Origin of the sequence: Flavobacterium sp. 90, from assembly GCF_004339525.1 — a bacterium.
Classification (GTDB): domain Bacteria; phylum Bacteroidota; class Bacteroidia; order Flavobacteriales; family Flavobacteriaceae; genus Flavobacterium.
In genome coordinates, this window is the sequence record NZ_SMGE01000001.1 from 4,796,744 (window position 1) to 4,809,500 (window position 12,757).

General features: G+C 35.1%; 7 protein-coding genes. All 7 read right to left on the minus strand.

Annotated features, from left to right (window positions below):
• Positions 1–122: 122 nt before the first annotated feature.
• The 7 genes from C8C83_RS19570 to C8C83_RS19600 all read right to left on the minus strand — a co-directional run bounded on the left by C8C83_RS19570 (position 123) and on the right by C8C83_RS19600 (position 12,753).
• Positions 123–4,214, minus strand: coding sequence for a hybrid sensor histidine kinase/response regulator transcription factor (locus C8C83_RS19570; protein ID WP_121330257.1), 4,092 nt, complete (start codon positions 4,212–4,214; stop codon positions 123–125).
• Between the two features lie 228 nt (positions 4,215–4,442).
• Positions 4,443–6,083 carry a DUF4955 domain-containing protein gene (locus C8C83_RS19575; RefSeq protein ID WP_132011865.1) on the minus strand — a complete coding sequence of 547 codons (1,641 nt, stop codon included), beginning with the start codon at positions 6,081–6,083 and terminating at the stop codon, positions 4,443–4,445.
• 230 nt (positions 6,084–6,313) lie between these two features.
• Positions 6,314–7,687, minus strand: a complete 1,374-nt coding sequence (locus C8C83_RS19580) for an MFS transporter (protein WP_121330258.1) — start codon at positions 7,685–7,687, stop codon at positions 6,314–6,316.
• Between the two features lie 245 nt (positions 7,688–7,932).
• Positions 7,933–9,345 (minus strand): glucuronate isomerase, encoded by a 1,413-nt coding sequence (gene uxaC, locus C8C83_RS19585; protein ID WP_121330259.1) that lies wholly within the window; start codon positions 9,343–9,345, stop codon positions 7,933–7,935.
• Between the two features lie 152 nt (positions 9,346–9,497).
• Entirely contained in the window at positions 9,498–10,682 is a 1,185-nt protein-coding gene (uxuA, locus tag C8C83_RS19590) for a mannonate dehydratase (RefSeq protein ID WP_121330260.1), read from the minus strand.
• 579 nt (positions 10,683–11,261) lie between these two features.
• On the minus strand, positions 11,262–12,074 hold the full coding sequence (locus C8C83_RS19595) for an SDR family oxidoreductase (protein WP_121330261.1): 813 nt from the start codon (positions 12,072–12,074) through the stop codon (positions 11,262–11,264).
• Between the two features lie 4 nt (positions 12,075–12,078).
• On the minus strand, positions 12,079–12,753 hold the full coding sequence (locus C8C83_RS19600) for a bifunctional 4-hydroxy-2-oxoglutarate aldolase/2-dehydro-3-deoxy-phosphogluconate aldolase (protein WP_121330262.1): 675 nt from the start codon (positions 12,751–12,753) through the stop codon (positions 12,079–12,081).
• Positions 12,754–12,757 lie beyond the last annotated feature (4 nt).

The window sequence follows — 12,757 nt, forward strand, 5'->3', positions numbered from 1 at the left end:
ACGAATTTTGTTTTTTTGAATTTCATAAGACAAATGTAGATTTCGAAAACGATATAGAAATACAAAAAAGGGTATCTAAAAATACAGATACCCTTTTTTAAGCCTTGAAAACATTGGATTTTTTAAAATACCGACATTGGTTTCGAAAATTTGTCAGCAAATTGTGATGGAGTTTCTCCATATCTTTTTTGGAAACATTTGCTAAAGTATTTCGGATTGTTAAAACCAACTTTATAACTCACTTCTGAGACGTTTAATTTGTTTTGTTCCAATAATTGAGCCGCACGTTTTAATCTAATTTCATGAATAAATTCGTTTGGCGTATAATTGGTCCAGGCTTTAATTTTTAAGAATAACATCGTACGACTTACGCCTAATTCCGAACAAAAAAACGGAATATCAAATAACTCGTTTGAGATATTATCTTCTACAATCTTAAATGCCTTTTTCAATAATTCTTCATCCAGAGAAGAAACCGTAATTTCAGAAGGAACGAAACTGTCTTCACTTGAAAATTTAAGTTTCAACCTTTCAGCCGAATTCAATAGGTTTTTAACGCGAAGTTTAAATTCCATTAAATTAAAAGGTTTACTGATATAATCATCGGCACCACTTTCCAGACCTTCAAATTTATAGACTAATGAAGATCTCGAAGTCAATAAAATCACCGGAATATGACTCGTTTTGAGGTTCTCTTTTATCATCGAACAAAGTTTTGTTCCCACCATTTCAGGCATAATAACATCGCTGATAATTAAATTCGGCACAAATTGCAATGCTTTTTCTAATGCCACTTTTCCGTTTTCGGCTTCGATAATATTGTACTCTTTTTTGAGTAAGTTTTTCATGAAAGTTCTCAAAACCTTATGATCTTCAACAATCAGAATTGTTTGTTTTTCGGCATTAACAACAAGATCATCAATGTCTTCATGATTTGTTATTTCGGGAGTTTCCAGTTGAGCCGTATATTGCGCAATGTCATCGCTGATTTTAAAATCCTGTATAATTTCACTGTCCAAAAGATGCGCGCGACCCAACGGAAGCGTTACTTTAAAAACAACACCTTCTGATTTTTTATTAATCACATCGATGCTTCCTTTATGGAGTTTTACGATATTTTTGACAATCGATAATCCAATTCCTGTTCCTTTATTATAATTCTTCTGAACGTTATTGTGCAGCGGAACTTCAAAGAATAAATCAAAAATCTTATCGATATGTTCCTCCGCAATTCCAACTCCGGAATCTTCTACATTTATAAAAAGATTTTCGTGATCGTGATTGATTTTGATGTTGATATTTCCGCCTTTTGGAGTGTATCTAAAAGCGTTGGAAATCAAATTATAAAAAACACGTTCTAATTTATAGCGATCAAAGTAAACCAGTATTTCCTCTTCCGATGATTCAAAAGTGTACATATAACCGCCATCTTTGGCATATTCGATAAAGGACAAAAAGATTTCTTTAGTAAATTTTACAATATTTCCGTTAGCAGATTCCAGCGCAACCTGATCGTTTTCAAGTTTTCTGAAATCCATCAAACGATTAATCAGACTCAAAAGATGATTCGCACTTCCTTCAATAACCAAGAGCTTTTTGTACATTTCGTTCGTTCCGTTATAATCGGCTAAAATCTGTTGCAACGGACCTAAAATCAAAGTCAAAGGCGTTCTGAATTCATGTGAAATATTCGTGAAAAAGTCCAGTTTTGCCCTGTTATTTTCTTCGATACGTTTCGTTTCAAGATATTCTAATTCCAGTTTTTGTTTCAGACTTGCTTTCGATTTCATAATCCAAATCAAACCGTATAATCCCAAACCTATTACAATTCCGTAGAATAAAAATGCCCAAATACTGCGCCACGGAGCAGGTTTTACAATTACTGTCAAAGTCGTCGGAATCTTGTTCCAAACGCCGTCGTTGTTGGCGCCTTTAACCTCAAAAGTGTAAGTTCCCGGATTCTGAATTGCAAAGATTGCTTCGGTATTTTTGGTCGTTGTCCAGTTGTTTTCCAATCCTGTCAAACGATAACTGTATTGATTATTTTTAGATCGAATGTAATTTGGAATCGCAAAATTGATCGAGAAATTAGATTTGTCATAATCCAGCGTAATCGTTTTGGTATAACCAATGCTTTTCTCCAAAATTTGTGTAGTATCGTTGGCGCGTACCGTTTGATTTTTAATCTTCAGATCTGTAATTAAAACCTGTGGAGCATATTGATTTAAGGATATTTTCTTAGCATCAAAATAAGTCGCCCCTGACGGACTTCCGAAATAAAATTTATTCGAATCTAATTTTAAAGCCGCATTGTCATTGAATTCATTGCTTGCTAAACCGTCTTTCTGGTCATAAAGTACAATCGTTTTTTGAGTCGTACTGTATTTTATAATTCCCTGATTCGTACTAATCCAGAGCTTTTTTTCGGCATCTTCAAGAATAGAATGAATCGAAGTAATAATCGTGTTTCCAAATTTTAGATTGATTTTGTTGAATTTTTTTCCATCAAAATAATGCAATCCTTTTGCTTTAGTTCCAACCCAAATTTTATTTTGACTGTCTTTAAACAAAGTCAGAATATCATCGCCGGACAAAGCCGAAGCATCAAAAAAGTAATGTTTTATCGTATAATTATTGTACTGAAAATCTTTTAACGAAATGCAATTAAGTCCGTTTTGCGTTCCAATCCAAAGTTTGTCTTTGTCGACCAAAATAGTGCGAACGATATTATTCGTCAGAAAATTGGCAGAAGTCGGATCATTTCCAATCACCTGAAAAGTTTTGGAAATAATATTATACCGAATCAAACCTTTGCCAAAAGTTCCAATCCATAAAACGCCGTTTCCTTCTGTTTTAAGAGAATAAACGCCACTTTCCTTCAATAAATCACTTAAAGCTGTCGCAATTCGGTTGTCTTCTATCTTTTTAGAATTTACGTTGTAAGCGGATAATCCTTTAGAGAAAGTTCCAATCCAGAGAATATTATCTTCAGAAAGGCACATGGATTTAATGTCGTTTTTATTCGTTTGAAACGTTTTGCTGTTGATGTAACTTACAGCTTCGGTATTTGTATTATAAATGGTAATTCCGCCGCCTTCAGTTCCAAAATAAACGTTGTGATTTTTATCTGCAATAATAGAACTCACGACATCAAAACTCATCGGAATCTTTTTGGAATTCTGATTATAGTTCGAAAAATTCACATTGGAAACATCCCAAATATTCACACCTTTGTAATAACAACCAATCCAAACCGAACCTTTTTTATCAATAAATACCGATTTTACTTTGTCGATTCCGCTGTTATTAGTGCTGTTATTTATTTTTTGAATGCTTTTATCTTTTCCTAAAATATAAATTCCGTCATAAGCGCCAACCCATAAAGAACCTTGATTATCAAAAGCCAAAGCGCGAATATCAGTGCTGATTTCTTTGTAATTAGAATCAGATAAAAAAGAAACAAACTTGTTCGCCGATTTATCAAATTTCAGAAGTCCTTTGTTTTTACTTCCAATCCATAAATTCCCTAAATTATCTTCTTTAATTGCTTGAATATTTAGGAGATCGGTAGCATTTAGCGGATAATTTTTAAAAGAAAATTTATCGTTTTTTCGGCTTTCAAGTAAACATAAACCTTTAGTAGTTCCAATCCAGATTTCTCCTTTTTTAGATTTTACAATACTGGTAATATTATTACTTGGTAAAGTCGAATTATCTGTATCCGAATGAAAAGCAGAAGTAAACAATCCCGTTTTTTTATTATAAATCGACAATCCTTTTGACGTTCCAAACCACATTTCGCCGCCAATTTCCTTGATTGCCCAAATCGCATTTCCACTTATCGTGTGATTGGTTTTGTTGTGCAGATATCTTTTAAAAGTATTCGTAACCGGATTATAACAATTAAGTCCGTTGTAAGTTCCAACCCATAATTGTCCCAAATTATCTTCTTCAATCGATAAAATATCATTGTTGCTAATCGAAGTTTTATCCGTAACATCATTTCTAAAAACCGTGAATCTGCTTCCGTCATATTTATTGAGTCCGTCGCGCGTACCAAACCACATTTGCCCAAATTTATCCTGATGAATGGCAATAACAGAACTCTGCGAAAGCCCGTCAGTCGTAGAAATATTCTTAAGACGATATTTATTTTGGGAAAATGCATTCCCGAAAATGGCTGCGATTAATAGAAGGGCTATTTTATATTTCATAGCATTCAGGTTTTATTGAGGTTATTATCTCTCGCAAAGTCGCAGAGTCGCAAAGTTTTTTTCTCATTTTATGTCATTTCGACGAAGGAGAAATCTTCACAAGTAACTCCGCAACGAGAATCCAATCTTTGTAGAGCTTCTCGTGGGGATTTCTCCTTCGTCGAAATGACAAACAGTACGCTAAATAATTACTTAAAAAAAACTTTGCGACTTCGCGTCTTTGCGAGATTACTTTTTCAACCGCTTTTTCAATTGATAATCATACAACGAAGGAACTTTATCCATCGAAGTATTTAGAAACTCAATATAAGCGTCAGGTTCATATTTTACTTCGGATTTAGCATTTCCGTTCACACCAATAATTCTCGCAAAAGGACCATCTTTCATTCCGTAAAGTAAAACAGGTTTTGTATTATCAGATTGTTTTTCAACCTGAACATTCAGATTCCAAAAAGTGCTGAAAGGTCCGTGAGACGGTTTCCAATAATCAGCACCGCCACCACCAAATAAGGCGTAACTATTATTTTTATCCGGTGTCAAATGCACCGTAATATTGTCGAATAAATTTTGATGATTTGCTCCCGAATGTTGATCTAAAACCGGATCAGCAAATATTTCACAATTCTGATACACATTTTTAGTTGCAAAAGTGTTGAAACTAAGCGGATGAACAGCTTTATTGTAAATCTTTAAATTCTTAACCAAAACATTGTGAACGCCACCCAAAGTAACGGTATAATGTGCTATATGATTTCCATCCGTCACAATATCCTGAATCGTTACATTCGAAATTTCTTCGCATAGAATTCCGCTGTCAGCATTTGTTATTGTAACATCTTTGACCCAACTATTAAAAACGCGCGTTAGAAATATGGCATTATTTCCCGGTTCAACGTGATGTGCGACTCTTGGAATATCAGGAAAAGTAAAACGAATATGTTCAATTCCAACTTCGTTTAAATGTTTCCATTCGACCAATTGTGCCTGATAACTTGGTTTTATTGCAATTGTCAAAGGCGTTTTGATCGTAATTTTAGACCCTGAAATTTTAGTGATTTCAACTTGTTGCCTTACGATTGGAAGTTTTGGGAATTTCCAATGATGAGAACCCGGTTTTACATTGGCACCTTTATATAAATCTTTAATAATTTCGCCATTTTCGCCGTCTTTATTAAACAACTGAAGTTCTACAATATCGCCAACTTTTAAGGCTTTAACTTCCGAAACTGTAATGGTGTGTTCGCCCATATTTCCGGAACTTACTTTAGCAAGAATATTTGGCACAGGTTCGTATTTATCCAAATAAGATTTTACACGTTCACCCGGAATCTGCGTCCAGATAAATCCACCCGACCAGGCATATTGGGAAAAAGGCAAATCGATATTATTCTCAGGTTCGCGTTGTCTTTTATCAAATGTGGTTAGATATTCTCTCAATTCAGCCAATGATTCCGGATTTTGGAGATACATCATTGGTCTTGGAAAATAAATTTCGGTTCCGTTTTCTTCAGAACCAGTTCCGCGAAGTACAAAATTGCTTCTTTCGATATAAATAATATCACTCAGAATTACTTTTCCGGCAGGCAATTGCAAAATCACATTTCCTTCAACTGCATTTGCTGCTTTTACAGCTTTCAATATAGCTTTAGAATCATCTAAACCATCATTAGCTTTTACGCCAAAATCAACCGCATTTATAATCTTTCCGTTAGTTTCAGGAAGTGGGCTTTCGCCGAAATGATATCCTGCATAACTAAAATCCGGCAAATAATTAGTAACAGGTTTTTGCGTGAGAATCTTAGGCAATTCCTGCCCAATAACATTCATACTAATGAAAAGGCTATAGAAAATTAGGGCTTGACGTTTCATGTTTTGTTTTTTTAGAGAATGATGGGCCACGGATTTTACGGGTTGAACGGGTTGACACAGATTTTTTTGTTCTTTGCCAAAGGTTTTGCGCGATATTGTCATTGCGAGGAACGAAGCAACCTCATTTGCTAAATCAAACTTTGTGTCTTATTCTTAGTGAGATTGCTTCGTTCCTCGCAATGAAAACCAGCGAAAACCCGTTTAATCCGTAAAATCCGTGGGCAAATACATTACAAATCTGTAATCAATTTATATTTAGGAACCAATGTTTTCATAATGCTCCAAGCCACTAAATAAGCCAAAGCGCAAAGCACGAACATGATTGTATATCCGGTTTCGATATGTCCCAAACCTTGATAGTAATCAAATAAAGCACCGCCTAATTTTGACACCAAAACACCGCCAAGTCCGCCTGCCATTCCGCCAATTCCAATAATAGAACCAATGGCTTTTTTAGGAAACATGTCAGAAACTGTGGTAAATATATTAGCAGACCAAGCCTGATGTGCAGAAGCTCCAACGCCAATTAGTAGAACCGGAATCCAAAAACTGATATAACCCAAAGGCTGTGCAAAAAGTACAAACAAGGGGAAAATTGCAATAATAAGCATCGCTTTCATTCGGGCTTCATAAGGATTGTGACCTTTGTTGATGAAATACATTGGGAAATATCCGCCGTAAATACTACCAACCATTGTCATACTATATAAAACGGCTAACGGAATCGTAATTTCGGTTTTTTCCATTCCAAATTGTGCTTCAAGATATTTTGGCAACCAAAACAAAAAGAACCACCAAATTCCATCCGTCAGGAATTTTCCAATCGCAAAAGCCCAGGTTTGTTTGTAGCTCAAAAGTTTAAGCCACGAGATTTTTTCCGGTTTTGAATTTTCTGAAGAAGTGTTTTCAAGAGTTTCTTCTTCAGATATATAAGTAAGTTCTGAAGCCGACATTCTTTTCTGGTTTCTAGGTTTTTCATACAAAAGATACCAAAAAAACATCCATATAAAACCAATTGCTCCAATGATAATAAAAGCCATTTGCCAACCCCAATGTACCGCAATCCAGGGCACGGTTAATGGCGCTAGAATTGCCCCAACATTTGAACCCGAATTAAAAATTCCGGTGGCGAGAGAACGTTCTTTTTTAGGGAAATATTCGGCAGTAGCTTTTATGGCAGCAGGAAAGTTTCCTGATTCTCCAAAGCCCAGAAAAGCTCTCGAAATCATAAAACCGGCAATAGAAACCGGAACGGCTCCAATACCAACCCAAACTAATAAGTTGTTAAAAGTACTTCCAATCGGGATTGCGTAAGCGTGCATAATCGCACCAATTGACCAGATGAAAATGGCTAAAATATAACCCAATTTTGTACCCAATTTGTCAATTAATCTTCCTGCAAATAACATCGAAAGCGCATAAACAAACTGAAAAACGGCTGTTATATTGGCATAATCGGTATTACTCCAGTTAAATTCTTCAGAAAGGCTGGGAGCCAGTAAACTCAAGACTTGTCTGTCCAGATAATTTACTGTAGTAGCAAAGAAAAGTAGTCCGCAGATGGTCCAGCGGTACCTTCCGATTGGTTCGGTTTTGATAGTCATGATAGTTAGTTAAGAGCATTTTGTTTTTAAATGGTAAAAGTTTGGGGTGGTTATAAAAAAGCTATCTTCTGAACTTTTTTCCTCAAACGGTAATCTTATTTTTTAGCTTATTATGCTTTATTTTGAACGAAACAATTAAACTTTGTATCGAAATATTAGCCACAGATTAAAGGATTAAATAGATTAAAAATAAAAATCTGCAAAATCTGCAAAATCTGCAAAATCTGCGAGAACAAAAAACATTTTTATTTTTTAAAATTAAAATAACGTTCAGCATTTTCACTGCAGATATTTCTAACCAATTCACCAATCAAATTAATATCATTTGGCAATTGACCATTTTCGACTTCATTTCCTAAAATATTGCATAAAATTCTACGGAAATATTCATGGCGCGGAAACGACAAGAAACTTCTCGAATCCGTAACCATGCCCACAAATCGGCTTAATAAACCAAAATTCGAAAGCACATTTAATTGCTTTTCCATTCCGTCTTTTTGATCTAAAAACCACCAAGCTGCACCATATTGCATTTTCCCCGGAATCAAATCGTCATTAAAATTTGCAACCATAGAAGCAAAAACTTCATTATCACGCGGATTCAAATTATAGACAATAGTTTTTGTCAATCCATTTGCAGAATTTAATTTATCAAAGAAACCGCTCATATTATCGGCCATATTCAAATCTCCAATCGAATCAAATCCCTGATCAGGTCCAAGCAATTGCATCATTTTGCTATTATTATTTCTAATCGCACCTACGTGAAATTGTTGCGCCCAAGACCTTTTATGATTCATCAAAGCAATCTCAAAAAGTACCGCCGATTTGAATTTTTCTATTTCAATCACACTTAATTCCGAAACATTTAATCCTTTTTTAAAGATCGATTCAATTTCAGATTTCGTATAAGTTGAGGCATATAATTTAATATGTCCGTGATCCGAAATTCGGCCACCCATTTCATGAAAAAAGTCATGTCTTAGTCCGATTGCTTTTATAAAATCAGCATATTCTTTTATCGAAAAACCAACAACAGTTTCCAGTTTCTGAATCCAGTTTACAAAAAGTTGTCCTTTTTCGATTTCAGTCGCTTTATCAGGTCTGAAAGAAGGCAAAACCAAAATTTCGAATTCATCATCACGAAGTTTTTGATGGAATTGCAAATCATCCGTAGGATCATCAGTCGTTCCTACAACTTTGACATTCATTCGTCTAAGTAAGTTTTTGACACTGAATTCAGGCTTTTTCAGCAATTCATTACAAGTATCATAAATTTCCTTTGCCGTTTCTTTATTCAATAATAAATCAATCCCAAAATAACGTTTCAATTCCAAATGTGACCAATGATATAAAGGATTTCGCAAAGTATGAGGCAGCGTTTCGGCCCATTTCTCAAACTTTTCAAAATCTGAAGCGTCTCCCGTAATGTATTTTTCAGAAATTCCATTAGCGCGCATCGCTCTCCATTTATAGTGATCGCCTTCAATCCAAATCTCCGTAATAGTCTTAAATTGAAGATCTTCAGCAATATCTTTTGGAGACAAATGACAATGATAATCTATGATAGGTTGTGCTTTTGCAAAGTTGTGATACAAGGAAACCGCTGTTTTATTATACAATAGAAAATCCTCCGTAATAAATTTATTTTCAGACATAAAGTAATTTTTTGAGTACTATATTGAAATATTTGGACACGAATTTCACAGATTTGCACAAATTCTAATGGTTAATTTAGTTTGTGAAATTAATTTCACGAACAGAATTAGTGACAATTCGTGCAATTCGTGTTTACATCTCAAACAGTATTTTATAAGCTTTTTTTAATTCCCATTTCAAGACCTCTCAATTCAGCTAAACCTCGCAAACGTCCAATAGCCGAATATCCCGGATTTGTTTTTTTATTCAAATCATCCAGCATTTGATGTCCGTGATCTGGGCGCATCGGCAACGAACTATTATTTCTTTTTTCGACTTCAATAATCGCTTTCACAACTTCATACATATCGACATCGCCTTCAAGATGATTCGCTTCAAAAAAACTTCCTTCCTCATCTCTTTCGGTACTTCTCAGGTGAATAAAGTTCATTTTATCGCCATGACGTCTCACAATTCCGGGTAAATCATTATCAGCTCTTACGCCGTATGAACCTGTACACATCGTGAATCCGTTCGATTTTGAATCGGCAGCAGCCATTAATTCTATTAAATCTTCTTCAGTACTTACAACTCTAGGCAAACCCAAAATAGGGTAGGGTGGATCGTCTGGATGAATCGCCATCAAAACGCCTTTGCTTTCTGCAACCGGAATAATTTCTTTCAAAAAGAAGAAAAGATTTTTCTTCAAAGTCGCTCTGTCAATATGATTATATCCGCTTAAAGTCACCAGAAAATCTTCTACCGAATAGGCTTCTTCAGCACCCGGAAGTCCTGCAAGAATGTTTTGCTGTAACTTGATTTTATCGGCTTCAGTCATTGCTTCGAAATAGCTTTTAGCCTTTTGAATTTGTGGTTGAGAATATTCATTTTCGGCTCCCGGTCTTTTCAAAATATACAATTCAAAAGCTGCAAAAGCATTAATATCAAAGCGTAAAGCCTTTGAACCATCTGCAACTTCATAAGCCAAATCAGTTCTCGACCAATCAAGAACCGGCATGAAATTATAGCAAATGCATTTGATTCCGCATAAAGCCAAATTTCGAATACTTTCTTTATAATTTTGGATGTATTCCAGATAATTTCCCGATTGCTTTTTTATGTCTTCGTGAACTGGAATACTTTCCACAACCGACCATATTAAACCCGAAGCGCCTTTTTTAGGATCTCCGTTTTCATGTTCAATTTCAACTTTTCGCTTGATAATTTCATCAATACTCCAAACTTCCCCATTCGGAATATGATGCAATGCCGTTACGATTCCGGTTGCGCCCGTTTGTAGAATATCTTGTAAAGAAACAGGATCATTTGGCCCGAACCATCTTAATGTTTGTTCCATTTTTTGATTTATTTTTTGTTTTGTAAGGTTTTGAGAACCTTATAGATATTATTTTTATTATTAATGTTTAGGAGCTATTTCCCGCTATCCATTCCAATCTTTTATTTTTTTAAAGAAAAAAAATAAAAGGATTTCCACTTCTATCGGGGCTAGGACATTCATTTTTATATGAACTATTTTTATTTATCGTTCTGTCAATGAATTTCTTAATTTTTCACAATCCTTTGCGATCTCAAAGCAAAGTGGCAAAAAAATAAAGCTTAGCGAACTTTGCGTAAACCTTTGCAACTTTGCGGTAAATGTCATTTTCCATTACTCCAATGAGATTTTTAATTTTTCACAATCCCTTTACAATCTCAAAGCAAAGCGGAATAAAAACAAAGCTTAGCGAACTTTGCGCAAAACCTTTGTGCACTTTGCGGTAAATGTCATTTTCCGTTACACAAATGACGTTCCCAATTTTTCACAATCCCTTTGCGATCTAAAAGCAAAGCGACATAAAAACAAGCTTTGCAAACTTTGCGAAAAACCTTTGCGAACTTTGCGGTAAAAACTTTTACAGCATAGTCAACAAAAAAACTAAATACTCGATGCCGAGAATCCTCCATCAACTTTGATAATCGTTCCCGTCACAAATTTTGACATATCGCTGCATAAAAATAAAAGCGCACCGTCAATATCCTCAGGTTTTCCAAATCTTCCCATCGGAGTATGATCTATTATTTTTTCGCCTCGAGGTGTTAATTTTCCTTCGGGAGTCAATAATAAAGCTTTGTTTTGTTCTCCAATAAAAAAGCCCGGAGAAATTGCATTCACCCGAATTCCTTCACCATATTTCGAAGCCAGTTCAACCGACATCCATTGCGTAAAATTGTCAATAGCCGCTTTTGAAGCCGAATATCCAACAACTCTAGTCAAAGGTCTTTGCGCTGATGCCGATGAAATATTAATGATAATTCCTTGTTTTTGTTTCGCAAAAAGCTCCGAAAATACTTGTGATGGCAACATTGTACCAATAATATTAAGATCAACAACTTTTTGCAAATCATCGACTTGCATATCATAAAATGCCTGATCCGGACTTATTGTTGCACCAGGCATATTTCCGCCAGCCGCATTGATTAAAATATCCAGGCGACCATATTTTTCTACAATAAAATCTTTGGCTTTTTCAAGTTCCTCCTGATTTAAAACATTCGCCTGAACTGCAAAAGCTTGTCCGCCATTTTTTTCAATTGCTTCTACAGTTTTATTGGCTTTTTCAATAGATTGAGAAACGATTCCGGTAATAACACCTTGTTTTGCCAAAACATTAGCAAAATTACTTCCCAATACTCCGGCACCGCCAGTTATAAGAGCAATTTTACCTTTTAAATTAAATATTGAATCCATGATATTAGTTTACTAATTGTTTTTGTATAATCTCTACGATCTCAATAGCTTTTTTAACTTCATTTTCGATTAAGTAAAAATCGCCTTCCTGCATTCTTTTTTTACTAATAAGCTGACTTCCCATTCCAACAGCCGAAGCTCCGGCAGTAAACCAACTATTAATGTTGGTGTAATTTGACTCTACGCCACCAGTTGTAATAAAACGAAGTGCTGGAAAAATGTCTTTTATGCTAGTCAAAAACTCAGGTCCAAGAATGTTTCCGGGGAAAAGTTTAATGAATTTTATTCCGGCATTTTCAGCAGTAATAATTTCCGTTGGCGTCATACAACCCGGACAGTACAAGATTTCTTTACTTTTTAAGAACTCTGAAACCTCAGGAACAAAACCCGGACTTATAAAAAAATCAGCTCCAACGGCATGAAATTCTTTTGCCTGATCCAGATTTTTTATAGTACCGATTCCTAGTAACATTTCTGGCATTTCGGTGTTTCTAACGGCAACCATTTTTTCAAAATTCAACAAAGCTTCAGAACCTCTATTGGTATATTCTACAGCTCTGATTCCAACTCTGTAAAGCGAACGTAAAACTTCAATACTAATATTCTCATCAGTATTAAAATACAAAGGCAAAATCCCTTGTTCCGAAATAATATCAATTGTATTTTGAATTGTTTTCATGACT